The organism is Martelella mangrovi, assembly GCF_040545495.1.
In the GTDB taxonomy this organism is placed as follows: Bacteria; Pseudomonadota; Alphaproteobacteria; order Rhizobiales; family Rhizobiaceae; genus Martelella; species Martelella mangrovi.
This window is the reverse complement of record NZ_JBEPLY010000005.1, coordinates 1-15,058: the sequence shown is the minus strand read 5'-3', so window position 1 is coordinate 15,058 and position 15,058 is coordinate 1. Positions and strand designations below refer to the sequence as shown.

Annotated in this window: 16 protein-coding genes, 1 tRNA gene and 1 riboswitch; of the genes, 9 read left to right on the top strand and 8 right to left on the bottom strand. The window is 60.8% G+C overall.

Annotation, left to right across the window (positions count from 1 at the left end):
• Window positions 1-38: 38 nt before the first annotated feature.
• A tRNA-Leu gene (locus ABID12_RS08990) sits at window positions 39-123 on the bottom strand.
• A gap of 195 nt (window positions 124-318) precedes the next feature.
• Between ABID12_RS08990 and lipB the strand changes: the two genes are divergently transcribed.
• Window positions 319-1,044 (top strand): lipoyl(octanoyl) transferase LipB, encoded by a 726-nt coding sequence (gene lipB / locus ABID12_RS08985; protein ID WP_354433947.1) that lies wholly within the window; start codon window positions 319-321, stop codon window positions 1,042-1,044.
• Between the two features lie 4 nt (window positions 1,045-1,048).
• Here the strand turns inward: lipB and ABID12_RS08980 are convergent, their stop codons facing one another.
• Window positions 1,049-1,438 (bottom strand): helix-turn-helix domain-containing protein, encoded by a 390-nt coding sequence (locus ABID12_RS08980; RefSeq protein ID WP_354433946.1) that lies wholly within the window; start codon window positions 1,436-1,438, stop codon window positions 1,049-1,051.
• A gap of 212 nt (window positions 1,439-1,650) precedes the next feature.
• Between ABID12_RS08980 and ABID12_RS08975 the strand changes: the two genes are divergently transcribed.
• From ABID12_RS08975 to fghA, 4 genes are read left to right on the top strand one after another with little or no spacing between them, the layout of a single operon-like run.
• Entirely contained in the window at window positions 1,651-2,778 is a 1,128-nt protein-coding gene (locus tag ABID12_RS08975) for an S-(hydroxymethyl)glutathione dehydrogenase/class III alcohol dehydrogenase (RefSeq protein WP_106310986.1), read from the top strand.
• A complete protein-coding gene (locus tag ABID12_RS08970) occupies window positions 2,778-3,248 on the top strand; it encodes a GNAT family N-acetyltransferase (protein WP_354433945.1) in 471 nt (156 codons plus the stop codon). Before ABID12_RS08975 ends, ABID12_RS08970 begins: the two co-directional genes overlap by 1 nt.
• Complete coding sequence (locus ABID12_RS08965) at window positions 3,245-3,712, top strand: YaiI/YqxD family protein (protein ID WP_354433944.1); 468 nt, start codon at window positions 3,245-3,247, stop codon at window positions 3,710-3,712. The genes ABID12_RS08970 and ABID12_RS08965 overlap by 4 nt, the downstream gene beginning before the upstream one ends.
• An 11-nt stretch (window positions 3,713-3,723) precedes the next feature.
• Complete coding sequence (gene fghA, locus ABID12_RS08960) at window positions 3,724-4,554, top strand: S-formylglutathione hydrolase (RefSeq protein ID WP_319519934.1); 831 nt, start codon at window positions 3,724-3,726, stop codon at window positions 4,552-4,554.
• A gap of 318 nt (window positions 4,555-4,872) precedes the next feature.
• Here fghA and ABID12_RS08955 read toward each other — a convergent pair whose 3' ends face one another.
• The 5 genes from ABID12_RS08955 to crcB all read right to left on the bottom strand — a co-directional run bounded on the left by ABID12_RS08955 (window position 4,873) and on the right by crcB (window position 8,395).
• A complete protein-coding gene (locus ABID12_RS08955; protein WP_435528203.1) occupies window positions 4,873-5,625 on the bottom strand; it encodes an ATP12 family chaperone protein in 753 nt (250 codons plus the stop codon).
• The gene (locus ABID12_RS08950) at window positions 5,622-6,284 is read right to left on the bottom strand and encodes an HAD-IA family hydrolase (protein WP_354433942.1); all 663 of its coding nucleotides are present in this window, start codon (window positions 6,282-6,284) and stop codon (window positions 5,622-5,624) included. The genes ABID12_RS08955 and ABID12_RS08950 overlap by 4 nt, the downstream gene beginning before the upstream one ends.
• A 15-nt stretch (window positions 6,285-6,299) precedes the next feature.
• Window positions 6,300-6,950 carry an HAD-IA family hydrolase gene (locus ABID12_RS08945; RefSeq protein WP_106310968.1) on the bottom strand — a complete coding sequence of 217 codons (651 nt, stop codon included), beginning with the start codon at window positions 6,948-6,950 and terminating at the stop codon, window positions 6,300-6,302.
• A 1-nt stretch (window position 6,951) separates the two neighbouring features.
• Complete coding sequence (locus ABID12_RS08940; RefSeq protein WP_354433941.1) at window positions 6,952-7,941, bottom strand: RluA family pseudouridine synthase; 990 nt, start codon at window positions 7,939-7,941, stop codon at window positions 6,952-6,954.
• A gap of 64 nt (window positions 7,942-8,005) precedes the next feature.
• Window positions 8,006-8,395 carry a fluoride efflux transporter CrcB gene (gene crcB, locus ABID12_RS08935; protein ID WP_106310962.1) on the bottom strand — a complete coding sequence of 130 codons (390 nt, stop codon included), beginning with the start codon at window positions 8,393-8,395 and terminating at the stop codon, window positions 8,006-8,008.
• Between the two features lie 305 nt (window positions 8,396-8,700).
• Window positions 8,701-8,789, top strand: a riboswitch (glycine riboswitch).
• A gap of 174 nt (window positions 8,790-8,963) precedes the next feature.
• Between crcB and gcvT the strand changes: the two genes are divergently transcribed.
• From gcvT to gcvP, 3 genes are read left to right on the top strand one after another with little or no spacing between them, the layout of a single operon-like run.
• Entirely contained in the window at window positions 8,964-10,106 is a 1,143-nt protein-coding gene (gene gcvT, locus ABID12_RS08930) for a glycine cleavage system aminomethyltransferase GcvT (protein ID WP_435528202.1), read from the top strand.
• Window positions 10,107-10,121: 15 nt separating this feature from the next.
• A complete protein-coding gene (gene gcvH / locus ABID12_RS08925; RefSeq protein ID WP_354433940.1) occupies window positions 10,122-10,487 on the top strand; it encodes a glycine cleavage system protein GcvH in 366 nt (121 codons plus the stop codon).
• Complete coding sequence (gene gcvP, locus ABID12_RS08920) at window positions 10,487-13,351, top strand: aminomethyl-transferring glycine dehydrogenase (protein ID WP_354433939.1); 2,865 nt, start codon at window positions 10,487-10,489, stop codon at window positions 13,349-13,351. The genes gcvH and gcvP overlap by 1 nt, the downstream gene beginning before the upstream one ends.
• Window positions 13,352-13,662: 311 nt before the next feature.
• On the opposite strand, the gene ABID12_RS08915 is transcribed toward gcvP, so the two are convergent.
• Complete coding sequence (locus tag ABID12_RS08915; protein WP_354433938.1) at window positions 13,663-14,649, bottom strand: OmpA family protein; 987 nt, start codon at window positions 14,647-14,649, stop codon at window positions 13,663-13,665.
• A 127-nt stretch (window positions 14,650-14,776) separates the two neighbouring features.
• Here ABID12_RS08915 and ABID12_RS08910 point away from each other — a divergent pair, with 127 nt between their 5' ends.
• Entirely contained in the window at window positions 14,777-14,971 is a 195-nt protein-coding gene (locus tag ABID12_RS08910) for a hypothetical protein (protein ID WP_354433937.1), read from the top strand.
• Window positions 14,972-15,058: the final 87 nt, after the last annotated feature.

Sequence of the window (15,058 nt, the reverse complement as noted above, 5' to 3'; positions counted from 1 at the left end):
AATTAATTATATGATTTCATTGTGAATAATATGAAAAATGGTGCGGTCGAGAAGACTCGAACTTCCACGGGTTGCCCCACAGCGACCTCAACGCTGCGCGTCTACCAATTCCGCCACGACCGCATCGTGGTAGAGGCCGGTTTGTGCCGGCGCCGCTGCATGTAGCAAAAGCCTCATCACCGCACAAGCGCCTGTTACGGTTTTTTTTCATTTCTTCGGGAGAAACTTTTAAAGACCGTGCAGCGCCTTGCCGCCACCGGCGCTTTCGCCTTGCCGCCTATCGCGAAATCTGCAAGGAGAAGCGCGAAGGATGAACCGATGGAACGACGCGAAATCAATTTTCTCATGCATGCCGACCCCGGTTCGCCGCCGGTCAGATGGCGTCTGTCGGAAGGGCTTGTGCCCTACCCGCAAGCGCTTTCCGTGATGGAACGCGAAGTCGATCTGATCGCGCGCGGCGAAGCCGACGAGCTTGTCTGGCTGGTCGAACACCCGCCACTTTATACCGCAGGCACCAGCGCCGTACGCCAGGACCTGCTGGCCCCCGACCGGTTTCCGGTTTACGAGACCGGACGCGGCGGCGAATACACCTATCACGGTCCCGGACAGCGCGTTGCCTATCTGATGCTCGATCTGAAACGCCGCCGGCGCGATGTGCGCGCCTTCGTCGCAGCCATCGAGGAAACCATCATCAAGACGCTTGATTCGATTAATGTGCGCGGAGAGCGGCGCGAGGACCGGGTCGGTGTCTGGGTCCGCCGCCCCGAACGCCCGCCACTGCCCGACGGCACGCCGGCGGAAGACAAGATCGCCGCGATCGGCATCCGGCTGCGCCACTGGGTGAGTTTTCACGGCCTGTCGATCAATGTCGAGCCGGAATTGGAACATTTCGGGGGCATCGTGCCGTGTGGCATTGCCGGCTACGGTGTCACCAGCTTGGTCGATCTCGGCCTGCCGGTGACGATGGAAGATGTCGATATCTGTCTTAGAAAAGCGTTCGAAGAGGTTTTCGGCGAAACAGTCATCGCGTCGGAAACCGCATGAAGGCTCAGTGCAGCGTGCGGCCGCCTGTCACTGCAAACCCGAAAGCGCCGGGCAATCGTGGGTGCCTGATGGCATCCGGATAACGCCCGGCATACCCGACATGATTGACCTCGATAACGACGTCCTTGAGGCTGAAACTCTTCTGCCGGTGGCCTGAGCCCGCCTTTTCGCAGTCACCCGCAATCAGCCAGAGCGGGCGCACCTTCAGCACGGATGCAATGCGCACCAGCCGTTCCAGCGAAGGTGCGGCGCGATCGCATTCCCAGTTCCTGAGCGTCTCTCGCGTGACCCCCAGACGCCCGGCCAGTTCCGCCGGGCTCATGCCAGCGCTTTCACGGGCAGCCAGCAGGCGCCCCCCGAGCGTATCATCGCCGTAAAGTTCGTCTTCAACCATTTTAGGCCTTTCCATCCCGTTCGGCATGCCGGTTTTTCCGGTTCTTGCCTCCTTCATAGCCAAAACCGGCGGAAAGTGCCAGTCATCACCGATCAGCAGGTCACCGAACAGTAAAATTTCCGGTCACTGATCCTTGGTATTATGCTTGCGGAGGTCGGGGCGGCCATGGCAAAGATTGATCGATAACAAAGGCGATTTTGGAGAAACACCAGATGGATGTGCGCGCAGCCGTAGCGGTCGAAGCAGGTAAACCGCTTGAAATCATGAATGTACAGCTCGAAGGCCCCAAGGCCGGAGAGGTTCTGATCGAAGTCAAGGCCACCGGCCTTTGCCATACCGACGACTTCACCCTGTCGGGCGCCGACCCGGAGGGTATTTTTCCGGCGATTCTCGGCCATGAGGGCGCCGGCGTCGTGGTCGATGTCGGCCCGGGCGTCACCTCGGTGAAGAAGGGCGACCATGTCATTCCGCTTTACACGCCGGAATGCCGCGAATGCCCGTCCTGCCTGTCGCGCAAGACCAATCTGTGCACGGCGATCCGCTCCACCCAGGGCCAGGGCCTGATGCCCGACGGCACTTCGCGGTTCTCGCTCGATGGCAAGCCGCTTTATCACTATATGGGCTGCTCCACCTTCGCGAACTTCACGGTTCTGCCGGAAATCGCGGTTGCCAAGATCAATCCCGACGCGCCCTTCGACAAGGTCTGCTATATCGGCTGCGGCGTCACCACCGGCGTTGGCGCGGTGATCAACACGGCACAGGTTGAAATCGGCGCAACGGCCATCGTCTTCGGCCTCGGCGGCATCGGCCTCAACGTCATTCAGGGCCTGCGCCTTGCCGGCGCCGACATGATCATCGGCGTCGACCTCAACAACGACAAGAAGGAATGGGGCGAACGCTTCGGCATGACCCATTTCGTCAACCCGAAAGAGGTCGGCGAGGATATCGTTCCCTATCTGATCAACCTCACCAAGCGCGGCAATGACACGATCGGCGGCGCGGATTACACCTTCGACTGCACCGGCAACACCACGGTCATGCGCCAGGCGCTGGAAAGCGCGCATCGCGGCTGGGGCAAGTCGGTCGTCATCGGCGTTGCCGGCGCTGGCCAGGAGATTTCGACCCGTCCGTTCCAGCTCGTCACCGGCCGCACCTGGATGGGCACGGCATTCGGCGGTGCACGCGGGCGCACCGACGTTCCGAAAATCGTCGACTGGTACATGGACGGCAAGATCGACATCGACCCGATGATCACGCATCTCCTGAAACTCGAGGACATCAACAAGGGCTTCGACATGATGCACAGCGGCGAAAGCATCCGCTCGGTCGTCGTCTACTGATGACGGACTACAGCGTCGATATCGCCCGCATGGAGGCTCTCACTGCGGGCGAATTCCACGACGTCGTGAAACTGCGCGTCGATGTTTTCGTGGTGGAACAGAACTGCCCCTATCCCGAGATCGACGGCAAGGATCCGGAGGCGCTGCATATGCGCCTTCGCGACGATAACGGGCTTTTCGGCTATGCACGGCTGTTCGCGCCGGCTGCGCCCTCCGGCCCGGCGCGTATCGGTCGCGTCATCGTCGCCCCATCTCACCGGGGGCAGAATATGGGGCGTGCGGTCATGCGGGAAGCTGTTACGGCCTGTGAAAAGCTCTGGCCCGACACGGCGATTTCCATTTCCGCGCAGGCGCATCTTCAGAATTTCTATGCAGGCTTCGGCTTTGTCGTCACGTCTGAAGAATATCTGGAAGACGGTATCCCACATGTCGACATGCTGCGAAAGCCTGTGGCGGGAGCGGCCGCATGATTTACGTCGATGCCGACGCCTGCCCGGTTAAACCCGAAATCATCAAGGTCGCGGAACGCCACGCGCTACCGGTGACATTCGTCGCCAATTCCGGGCTTAGGCCCTCGCGCGACCCGATGATCAAGAATGTGATCGTTTCCGGCGCCTTCGATGCCGCCGACGACTGGATTGCCGAACGCGCCTCTGCCGGCGATATCGTGGTGACGGCGGATGTGCCGCTGGCCGAACGCTGCGTTTCGACAGGCGCACTGGTGACGGGCCCAACCGGCCGGCTGTTCGACACCGCCAATATCGGCATGGCGCGGGCGATGCGCGACCTTGGCCAGCACTTGCGCGAAACCGGCGAAAGCAAGGGCTATAACGCCGCCTTTACGCCGCGTGACCGCTCCGCCTTTCTGCAAACCATGGAACGGCTTTGCCGGCAGGCGAAATCAATAAAGACATCAGACACGGACCAGACCTGAGGACTGAACCCATGAACATCCTTTCCGAAAACACGGCCTTTGGCGGCATGCAGGGCGTTTTCTCGCATGATTCGAAGGCCTGCAATTGCGAGATGACCTTTGCCGTCTTCGTGCCCCCGCAGGCCGTTGACGGCCCCTGCCCGGTTCTCTGGTATCTTTCCGGTCTCACCTGCAGCCATGCCAATGTCATGGAAAAGGGCGAATACCGGCGTCTGGCCGCTGAACTCGGCATCATCATCGTCTGCCCCGACACCAGCCCGCGCGGCAAGGAAATCCCCGATGAGCTGACCAACTGGCAGCTGGGCAAGGGCGCCGGCTTCTATGTCGATGCCACCGTGTCGCCGTGGCAGCTCAATTTTCAGATGTACACCTACATCACCGAAGAACTTCCGGCGCTCATCGGCAGCCACTTCCGCGCCGATATGGAGCGTCAGGGCATATTCGGCCATTCCATGGGCGGCCACGGGGCAATGACGATTGCGCTCAGGAATCCGGACCGTTTCAAGAGCTGCTCGGCCTTCGCGCCGATCGTCTCACCGTCAACCTCGGACTGGGCGATCGGCGCCTTCAAACAGTATCTCGGTGACGACAAGGCCGCATGGCGCGCCTATGATGCCTGCGCACTGGTGGAAGACGGCGCCCGTTTTCCGGAATTTCTGATCGATCAGGGCAAGGCCGACGGCTTCCTCGAGGACGGTCTGAAACCCTGGCTGTTCGAAGAGGCCATCAAGGGCACGGACATCGCGCTGACGCTGCGCATGCACGAGCGTTACGACCATTCCTACTACTTCATTTCGACCTTCATGGAAGACCACCTGCGCTGGCATGCCGCGCGGCTTTAGGATGGTCTGAAACGCGGGGGATGGAAACGCTTCGGCCGGAAGCCGTGCTTCCGGCTGAAATGACTGACAAACGTCTGCCCCTCCACCGCGTCATTCTCGGGCTTGACCCGAGGATCCATATGTCTCGCGCCACGGCTAGCGTTTGCGGTTGTTGTGAGGCTCTTGCAATGCCGTGCTAAAAGTTCGCCAACGCTTCTCGCGACAGACGTGATTGGATGCTCGGGTCAAGCCCGAGCATGACGCCTGTCGGAAAGTCGCTTAAAACACGAACCGCCACATCTCAGGCTTCGCTGACAAGCTGAATCAAAAGCCGGCATTTCAGTCTGAAAGCGCCCTCATCAGGGTATGTGCGGCGCTCATGTCCTCGAAATGCTTTGCCCGGCGGCGCTCGGCCTCTTCGTCGCGGCCCCAATGTTCGATGGTCCAGTTTTCCTCGAGATTGGCAAGCGCCCAGCCCGTATCCAGATCGATCCGCCCGCGCGCCAGCGCCAGCGCCAAGAGAGCGGAGCCGGAAATCGTGGTCATCACATGCAGAGCGCCGAGCGCAAACGGCTCTGTATGCCGCGAAAGTTCGCGGCGGAAGGCTTCGATGCTTTCCGCCGGCTGACCGGCAAAGATAATGCCCTCGACAAGCACGAAGCGCGCGCCGAATTCCTCGGCGAACCAGTCGAGAACGGGGTCCCACTCCAGTTTCTGGCGCTCCACCAGTTCCTGCGGGCTTTCGGCCCGGTAAAACAGCATGTCATTGCCCGCATAGGCGACGATTTCCTCGAACACGGCCTCGCTGTTTAGGCTGACGCCGTCAATCACCGTATTGGCAAGCCGGGTTACCGGCATTTTTGCCGGGTCGATGACATTTTCCTGCGCCTGCCATTCGGCGCGGACATGTTCGGCGGCAGCGGCCGTCGGCAGGATCAGGGGATGGCGCGAGGGCGTCTTTACCGACCGACCGTCAAGCTTCACGGCAAAGCCTTCGCCTTCGGCGGCGATGCTGGCTTCGGAATAGAATTTCTTCGGCAGTTCGGCGCGCATCAGTTCCTGCGCGCGGCGGACGGGATCATTACTCATCATTCACCCTTTAGAACATATTTCAGAATATCATCCGGCGTTGCGGCAATCGCCATGGCGCCCGACTGTTTCAGGGCGTCCGGCGCGCCATATCCCCACGAAACCCCGATTGCCGATGCACCGGCCGCGCGCGCCATCTGGATATCGAACACGCTGTCGCCGACGACAACCGCCTGTTCGGGCCGCATGCCGGTCTCCTCACAGCATTCCAGCACCATGGCCGGATTGGGCTTGGAGGGGCAATCATCGGCCGTGCGGGTGGCGATGAATTTTTCGCTGTAGCCATGGGTCTTCAGCATATGGTCGAGCCCGCGGCGCGATTTTCCGGTCACCGCGCCGACCAGGATATCGTCCTGCAGGAACAGCTCTGACAACATCACGGCAATGCCGTCGTAAAGCTTTTCCTGCATCGCCGGATCGCGCCGCACTTCGGCAAACAGCGAGCGGTAATAGCCCATCATGTCACGGCATTCATGGTCCACCGCATTGCGCCCCAGAAGACCGGCAATCGCCACATCCAGCGTCAGGCCGACCGTGCCGCGGATTGCGTGTTCTTCCGGCACGGTATGCCCGAAGGCACGGAATGTGCGCACCATCGTCTCCTGAATGATCGCCAGGCTGTCGACCAGCGTTCCGTCACAGTCAAATAGCACCAGCTTCATGAAAGCGCTCCCGGCTCACACAAGTTTCAGGATTTCCTCCGGATGCCAGACGATCGCACCGGCGCCGGCATCCTGCAGGTCGGCAATCTCGCCATAACCCCAGGCAACACCGATGGCGTGGGCACCGGCCTTTCCGGCCATCTGCATGTCGAAGACCGCATCGCCGACAACCACGGCATCAGCCGGATTGAAGCCTGCTTCCACGCAGCATTCAAGCACCATGGCCGGATGCGGTTTCGACGGGCAGTCGTCGGCCGTGCGCGACACCGAAAAATCGGGCGCCAGTCCGTGCAGCTCCAGAACATGGTTGAGGCCCCGGCGCGAATTGCCGGTCACCGCGCCGATGGTGATATCGTCGCGCGCGGCGAGCGCTGCGATCAGTTCGGCAATCCCGGGAAACAACTGTTCCATCATGTTGGGATCGGAATGGACCTCGGCAAACAGCGACTTGAACTTCACCCGGATCGCCAGAACCTCGTCATCGACCTCCTGGCGGCCGAGCAGCCGGGCAATGGAAAGATCAAGCGAAAGACCGATAATGGTCTTGGTTTCGGCCAGCGTCGGCTCGGGATGACCGAAGGCGATAAAAGCGCGCCGCATGGTTTCATGGATGCGCACGGCGCTGTCCACCAGCGTGCCGTCGCAATCAAACAGAACGAGCTTCATGTTATTCCTTGTCGAGATCGGGGCGGTCCGGGTCGAAACCGAGCAGGTTCCAGCTCTGCACCATGTGCGGCGGCAGCGGCGCGGTCACCTTCAGGCGTCCGCCGTCGGGATGGGGGATGTCGATGTGGCGGGCGTGAAGATGCAGTTTCTTCTGCATGCCGCCGGGAAATTCCCAGTTCGGATCATCCTCGAAATATTTCGGGTCACCGATGATCGGATGGCCGATATGAAGCGCGTGGACGCGCAGCTGGTGGGTGCGCCCGGTATAGGGCTCCATCTCAAGCCAGGAAAGCCGGTTGGCGGCGGTTTCGACGACCCGGTAATAGGATACGGCGTGATCGGCATCGGGTTCGCCGTGTCTGGCGACGCGCATCCGGTCGCCATCCGGCGTCTGTTCCTTGACCAGCCAGGTCGACACCTTGTCCTCGCGCTTGCGCGGCACGCCCTTGACCAGCGACCAGTAGGTCTTCTTGGTGGTGCGGTGGCGGAATGCCTCCGTCAGCGATTGCGCGGCGCGGCGCGAACGCGCGATCACCAGAACGCCGGATGTGTCGCGGTCGAGACGGTGCACCAGACGCGGCTTTTCGCCCTTCCTGTTGGTCCAGGCTTCCAGCATCTTGTCGATATGACGGACGACGCCGGAGCCGCCCTGCACGGCAAGACCGGCCGGTTTGTTGAGAACGAAGACACGCTCATCCTCATGCAGCAGCATGCGCGACAGAAGCTCGGAATCGGGTGAATGCTTCAGCGCCTTGCCGGCAATCGGGCCGGTTTTCTTGGCGTCGGTATTGATCGGCGGAATGCGGATGGTCTGGCCCGGCTCGACGCGGGTATCGCTTTTGACCCGGCCGCCGTCGACACGCACCTGGCCCGAACGCAGCAGCTTCTGCAATGCGCCGAAACCGAGGCCCGGATAATGCACCTTGAACCAGCGGTCGAGGCGCATGCCCGCCTCGTCCTGATCCACCTTGATATGTTCGATACCCGCCATTATGCGAAAAACCCTTGTTCCAAGACGTGGCTTCTATCGCATGCCGCGCCGGAATGAAATGGCTTTAGAACACCATTCGACCGATCGCCAGACCGGCGAATACGGCAATCAGCGCCAGCACGAGGCTAGCGGCAATATAGGCAACGGCCGGGACCACATCGCCGCGCTCGATCATGTTCATGGCATCCAGCGAGAATGACGAAAAGGTGGTGAAACCGCCGAGAAAACCGGTGACGATGAAAATGCGCATATCGGCTGACTGATTCAGCGCCCGCGCAACCGCCTCGACCAGAAGACCGATCAGCAGCGACCCGACGATATTGACGATGAAGGTTCCCCACGGGAAATTCGGCCCGAACCAGCGCACCGCATAAACGCCGACAAGATAACGTCCGACAGAACCGATTGCACCGCCGGCGGCGGCAAGAAGAGCATGGGAAAGAATTTGTGGCACGGCATTTTCCTTCTGGTCTCGTTACAGTGCACCTTCGTTTAAAACCGAATGCGCAGTCTGCACACGCATGCGCCTCCCGTGCGTTCCGACCGCCCCACCTGTTGCGAGCAGACCGAACCCGGTTGTTCTAGAGCGTTTCAGACTGAAATGGAATCGTTCTGTTTGCCCAAACCGGTCATTCCACGCGAAGAATCCCGCGCGGCTTAGCCATAGCTATGGCGAGATGCGGACACAGCCTACGTTATTTCAGCGGACACGATGTCTTGCCTCTTGCAAATTGCGTCGCAAACCGGATAATCCACCTCAAATTCGTGCTGGGAGAATCCACGTTCGACGTGGTGCCGAAGGAGCAACTGCCCCGGAAACTCTCAGGCCAAAGGACCAGCGCGAGGTTCGAAAACTCTGGAGACAAGGTGGCGCTTTCTTTCACCGGAAGCGACGCTGGCCGAAGGGATAATAATCTCAGGCACACGGGACAGAGGGGGCTCAATCGTCCGGATGCGCTTTTTCCGCGTATCCTTCACCCTTTGAGCCGGCGTTTTGAACAACGCAATCCGGAGGCAATTTCTTGGACCCGCAAGAACCACTGAAACAAACCCCGCTTCATGCGCTTCATAAGGAACTCGGCGCCCGCATGGTGCCGTTTGCCGGCTATGATATGCCCGTGCAATATCCGATGGGCGTTCTGAAGGAACACCTGCACACCCGTGAAAAGGCTGGTCTTTTCGACGTTTCGCATATGGGCCAGGTCTACCTCAAGCCGATCTCCGGCAATCTCGCCGACGCGGCCATCGCTCTGGAAAAAATCGTGCCTGTCGATATCGCCGGCCTGAAGGCCGCACGGCAGCGCTATGCCTTTTTCACCAAAGAAGACGGCGGCATTCTGGACGATCTGATGGTGGCCAATCGCGGTGACCATCTGCTGGTCATCGTCAATGCCGCCTGCAAGGAAGCCGACCTTGCGCATATGAAGGCCTACCTCTCCGATCTTTGCATCGTCGAGGAACATTTCGAAGACAAGGCGCTGCTGGCGTTGCAGGGGCCGAAGGCGGAAGCCGTGCTCTCGCCGCTTTGTCCGGCTGTTGCCGAGATGAAGTTCATGGATGTGCGCGCCTGCGAAATTCTGGGCGTGACCTGCGTGATTTCACGCTCCGGCTATACCGGGGAAGACGGCTTCGAAATCTCCGTGCCGGCCGAAAAAGCCGAAGAACTGGCCCGCGCGCTGCTGGCGCATGAGGACTGCGAACCGATCGGCCTTGGCGCCCGCGATTCGCTGCGCCTTGAAGCCGGGCTCTGCCTTTATGGCAACGATATCGACACGACCACGACGCCGGTCGAGGCTGCGCTCGTCTGGGGCATGCAGAAGGCCCGCAGGCCCGGCGGCGCGCGCGAAGGCGGGTTTCCCGGCGCCGAAATCGTCTTCCGCCAGCTTGCAGAGGGCGTTGCCCGCAAGCGCGTCGGCCTGAAGCCCGAAGGCCGCGCCCCGGTCCGTCCGCCGGCGAAACTGTTTGCCGATGAGACCGGCGAGACCGAGATCGGTCATGTCACCTCCGGCGGCTTTGGCCCCTCCGTCGAAAGCCCGGTCGCAATGGGCTATGTCGAAACCCAATACGCCGAAACCGGAAAAACCATTTTCGCCGAGGTGCGCGGCAAATACCTGCCCGTCACCATCGCCGATACCCCCTTTATTCAACCCACCTACAAACGCTGAGCGGGAACATTTTCCATGACCATCAAATTTACCGAAGAACATGAATGGCTGAAGATCGAGGGCGATATCGCCACTGTCGGCATCACCGCGCATGCCGCCGAACAGCTCGGCGACCTCGTCTTTGTCGAGCTGCCGGAAATCGGTGCGACATTCGAGAAGAATGATGACGCGGCAACCGTCGAATCCGTCAAGGCAGCGTCCGATGTGTTTTGTCCGCTGGCCGGTGAAATCACCGAGGTCAACGCGGCGATCACCGACAATCCGGAACTGGTCAACGCCGAGCCGATGGCGGGCGGCTGGTTCTTCAAGCTGAAGCTCGCCAATCCCGCCGATGCCGACGCGCTGATGGATGAAGCGGCCTACAAGGAGTTCATCGCCTGATGTCCACGCCCGCCGAATTCAAGTTTACCGATTACCAGCCATATGACTTCGCCAACCGGCGGCATATCGGCCCCTCGCCCGCCGAAATGGCCGGCATGCTGGAAACAATCGGCTATGACAGCCTTGACGCGCTGATCGACGACACCGTGCCGGCTGCGATCCGTCAGGAAACGCCGCTGGCCTGGGGCCCGGCCATGACCGAGCGCGAGGCGCTGGACAAGCTGCGCGAAACCGCCAACAAGAACAAGCCGCTAATCTCGATGATCGGCCAGGGCTATAACCCGACCATCGTGCCGCCGGTGATCCAGCGCAATATTCTGGAAAACCCGGCCTGGTACACGGCCTATACGCCTTATCAGCCGGAAATTTCGCAAGGTCGCCTTGAGGCTCTGTTGAACTTCCAGACGATGATTGCCGACCTCACCGGTCTCGATATCGCCAATGCCTCGCTCCTTGATGAGGCGACAGCGGCGGCCGAAGCCATGGCAATGGCAAACCGCATCGCAAAATCGAAGGCAACGGCGTTCTTCGTCGATGAAAACTGCCATCCGCAGACGATTGCGCTGCTGAAAACCCGCTCCGAACCGCTCGGCTGGACTATTGTCGTCGGCAATCCTTTTACCGATCTGAAGGCGGAAGAGGTGTTCGGTGCGATTTTCCAGTATCCCGGCACCTATGGCCATGTGCACGACTTCACCAATGTGATCGCCGCACTCCATGAGGCCAAGGCGATTGCCACGGTCGCCGCCGATCCGCTGGCGCTGACGCTGCTGAAATCGCCCGGCGAGATGGATGCCGATATCGCCATCGGCTCGTCCCAGCGTTTCGGCGTGCCGCTCGGCTTCGGCGGTCCGCATGCCGCCTTCATGGCGGTGAAGGATGCCTACAAGCGCTCCATGCCCGGTCGTCTGGTCGGCGTTTCGGTGGATAGCCGCGGCAACCGCGCCTACCGTCTGGCGCTGCAGACCCGCGAACAGCACATCCGCCGCGAAAAGGCGACGTCGAACATCTGCACCGCGCAGGTTCTGCTCGCCGTCATGGCCTCCATGTATGGCGTGTTCCACGGGCCCGACGGGCTGAAGGCGATTGCCCAGCAGGTGCACCGCAAGGGCGTGCTGCTGGCAAAGGGGCTGGAAGCGCTCGGCTTTGCAGTCGAGCCGCAGACCTTCTTCGATACCGTGACTGTCGAGGTCGGCGCATTCCAGGGCCTGATCATGCGCAATGCCGTGGAAAACGGCGTCAATCTCAGGAAGATCGGCACCACGAAAATCGGCATTTCCGTCAACGAGCGCACCCGTCCCGCCCATGTGGAAGCGGTCTGGGAAGCCTTTGGCGGCAAATTCTCGATTTCCGAATTCGAGGCGGATTATCGTCTTCCGAAAAGCCTTTTGCGCACAAGCGTTTACATGACGCACCCGATCTTCCACATGAACCGCGCGGAAAGCGAGATGACCCGCTATATGCGCCGCCTCGCCGACCGCGATCTGGCGCTTGACCGGGCGATGATCCCGCTTGGCTCGTGCACGATGAAGCTGAATGCCACGGTGGAAATGCTGCCGATCACATGGCCGGAATTCGCCGACATTCACCCCTTCGCGCCGGAAAGCCAGTGGGCGGGTTACCGCGAAATGATCGCCGACCTTTCGGAAAAGCTCTGCGCCATCACCGGCTATGACGCCTTTTCCATGCAGCCGAATTCCGGCGCGCAGGGCGAATATGCCGGCCTTCTGACCATCCGCCGCTATCACCGCGCCAATGGCGAAGCCCATCGCGACATCTGCCTCATTCCGATGTCGGCGCACGGCACCAACCCGGCATCCGCCCATATGGCGGGCATGAAGGTGGTTGCGGTGAAATCGCGCGAAAACGGCGATATCGACCTTGCCGATTTTGCCGAAAAGGCCGCACAGCACGCCGACAATCTCGCCGCCTGCATGATCACCTATCCCTCGACCCATGGCGTGTTCGAGGCGACGGTGAAGGAGGTCTGCGAGATCACGCACAAATTTGGCGGCCAGGTCTATCTCGACGGCGCCAATATGAATGCGATGGTCGGTCTGTCGCGGCCGGGCGATATCGGTTCCGATGTCAGCCATCTGAACCTGCACAAGACCTTCTGCATTCCCCATGGCGGAGGCGGCCCGGGCATGGGGCCGATCGGCGTCAAGGCGCATCTGGCCCCGCATTTGCCCGCCAATCCGGCAACGGACGAGGCAGGCGGCGCGGTCTCGGCCGCCCCCTTCGGCTCGCCGTCGATCCTGCCGATCTCGTGGAGCTACTGCCTGATGATGGGTGGCGAAGGGCTGACGCAGGCAACACGCGTGGCAATCCTCAACGCCAATTATATCGCCGCCCGGCTGAAAGGCGCCTACGACGTGCTCTACAAGTCGGAAAAGGGCCGCGTGGCGCATGAATGCATCATCGACACACGGCCCCTGAAGGACAGCGCCGATGTCAGCGTCGACGATATCGCCAAGCGCCTGATCGACTGCGGCTTCCATGCGCCGACGATGAGCTTTCCCGTCCCCGGCACGCTGATGATCGAGCCGACGGAATCGGAAACCCGGGCCGAGCTTGACCGGTTCTGCGATGCGCTGCTGTCGATCCGCGAGGAAGTCCGCGCCATCGAGGAAGGCAAGGCCGACCGCACCGACAACCCGCTGAAGAACGCGCCGCACACGGTGGAAGACCTCGTCGGCGAATGGACCCACCCCTATTCGCGCGAGGAAGCCTGCTTCCCCCCCGGCGCCTTCCGCGTCGACAAATACTGGCCCCCGGTCAACCGCGTGGACAATGTCTACGGCGACCGCAACCTTGTCTGCGCCTGCCCGCCGATGAGCGAGTATGCGGAGGCTGCGGAGTAACGCCAGCCAGCAACGCCAAACGTCAAAAAAGGCCGGTGGAAACGCCGGCCTTTTACTTTGTCGACATGCCTCTTGGCACGCTTTGCTCGCGGACCTCTCGCCGCACGCTCTGCCCGTCTATCCCTCTCCGCGTCATCCTCGGGCTTGACCCGAGGATCCAACCACGTTGCGGCAGGAGAAATGAATGAGCTTATGGCTCGGCGCAAAACAGGCTACCGGCACCACGTCATTGGATGTCCGTGGATCCTCGGGTCAAGCCCGAGGATGACACAGGTCGATAAGGTCGCGGCCATCAGCGTTTGAGCCGCCGCTCAGTCCTGCGCAACCAGTTCAACGCGGCGGTTTTCGGCGCGGCCGGTTTCGGTTTCGTTGCTGGTCACCGGGGCAACGGGGCCGATGCCGACGGCCATCATCTGCGCGGCGGCGACGCCGTAATCCTTCACCAGCGCATCAATGACGGCATCGGCGCGTTCGCGGCTCAGCGCCCGATTATAATCGAGCCCGCCCTCGATATCGGTATGACCGACGACGAAGAATTTCCGCTCCGGGTTGGCGTTAAGGTAATCGGCGATCACCGTCAGCGCGGGTTCGGAATCGGGCGTCAGCGTCGCCTTGTCGAAGTCGAAGAACACGCCATCGAGCACCACATGACCGTCCTTTTCCATGTCCCCGGTCATCGCCTCGGTATTGATGGTGATCTGGTCGTCATCAAGCGCCTCGGGCTTGCTGATATCGAGAACGACGACGGCGGGAAAGTTCATCGCCGAATGCTGGGCAACCAGAAGCGAGATGACATAATCGCCGCTCTCGGCCTCGCCCGTGCCGGACCAGTAATAATAGGTGTGGCGGTCGCCGTGGCGGTTGGGCGCATCGAGGCGCGGGTTCTGGCCCTGCCGCTGCGGATCGCCGTACCAGTAGAGCTGGGTGACGAATTTCTCGCCGCATTCCGCATCCGATTTGCAGGTAAACGTCTCCTCGAAACCGGCCTGAGCAAAGGCCTTTTCGAAGTTCCTGAAGATTGCCAGCGCCGAAAGCGACTTCTCGTCCGCCAGATAGGTGATGACGGTGGACTGACCTTCAAACCGCTCGACCGGCGGAAGATCCTCCCCCTCAGCCTTCGGCCCTGTCGCAATCATGAATTCCTGATAATCCGAGGTGTGATAGCCAATAATATGCGTGCCCGGCATGCGCGACACCAACGGATGGTCCTGCGACCCCTTGATATCGGCTTCGTCGGCAAGGGCGGGCGTGGCAAGACAGACAAGGGCAACGCCCAGGGCGGCGAATTTATGCAGCATGTTATATTTCCGGGATTTTTCAAAATTGGGGTGTGAAAACGCAGAGCCGCAAAAGCGACTCCGTTACCGGAAACTTATCCATCATGAAGTGAGGTGCAAGAGGATATGTTGGTGACTTCCGTGCCCCGTGAGCAAATTTTCACCGATCCGCGAGGACCTCCGCACCACAGAGGAACGTCGTGCCGACCGCACCGACAACCCGCTCAAGAACGCCCCGCACACGGTGGAAAACCTCGTCGGCGAATGGCCCCATCTCTATTCGCGCGAGGAAGCCTGCTTCCCTTCGGCGCCTTCAGCGTCGACAAATACTGGCCTGACCTGAGCCCCTGAACTTCCTCCAGATTCTGGTAGAGTCTGTCACGACACGGAGACGGACGGCATGAAGCGTTCACGGTTCACGGAAGAACAG

What these genes read in the sequence shown, in the direction of transcription:
- gcvH (WP_354433940.1), top strand. Translation starts at nt 10,122, where the DNA reads ATGACCATCAAATTTACCGAAGAACATGAATGGCTGAAGATCGAGGGC.
- ABID12_RS08940 (WP_354433941.1), bottom strand. Translation starts at nt 7,941, where the DNA reads ATGGCGGGTATCGAACATATCAAGGTGGATCAGGACGAGGCGGGCATG.
- ABID12_RS08975 (WP_106310986.1), top strand. Translation starts at nt 1,651, where the DNA reads ATGGATGTGCGCGCAGCCGTAGCGGTCGAAGCAGGTAAACCGCTTGAA.
- ABID12_RS08955 (WP_435528203.1), bottom strand. Translation starts at nt 5,625, where the DNA reads ATGATGAGTAATGATCCCGTCCGCCGCGCGCAGGAACTGATGCGCGCC.
- lipB (WP_354433947.1), top strand. Translation starts at nt 319, where the DNA reads ATGGAACGACGCGAAATCAATTTTCTCATGCATGCCGACCCCGGTTCG.
- ABID12_RS08970 (WP_354433945.1), top strand. Translation starts at nt 2,778, where the DNA reads ATGACGGACTACAGCGTCGATATCGCCCGCATGGAGGCTCTCACTGCG.
- ABID12_RS08980 (WP_354433946.1), bottom strand. Translation starts at nt 1,438, where the DNA reads ATGGTTGAAGACGAACTTTACGGCGATGATACGCTCGGGGGGCGCCTG.
- ABID12_RS08945 (WP_106310968.1), bottom strand. Translation starts at nt 6,950, where the DNA reads ATGAAGCTCGTTCTGTTTGATTGCGACGGCACGCTGGTGGACAGCGCC.
- ABID12_RS08965 (WP_354433944.1), top strand. Translation starts at nt 3,245, where the DNA reads ATGATTTACGTCGATGCCGACGCCTGCCCGGTTAAACCCGAAATCATC.
- ABID12_RS08915 (WP_354433938.1), bottom strand. Translation starts at nt 14,649, where the DNA reads ATGCTGCATAAATTCGCCGCCCTGGGCGTTGCCCTTGTCTGTCTTGCC.
- gcvP (WP_354433939.1), top strand. Translation starts at nt 10,487, where the DNA reads ATGTCCACGCCCGCCGAATTCAAGTTTACCGATTACCAGCCATATGAC.
- ABID12_RS08950 (WP_354433942.1), bottom strand. Translation starts at nt 6,284, where the DNA reads ATGAAGCTGGTGCTATTTGACTGTGACGGAACGCTGGTCGACAGCCTG.
- fghA (WP_319519934.1), top strand. Translation starts at nt 3,724, where the DNA reads ATGAACATCCTTTCCGAAAACACGGCCTTTGGCGGCATGCAGGGCGTT.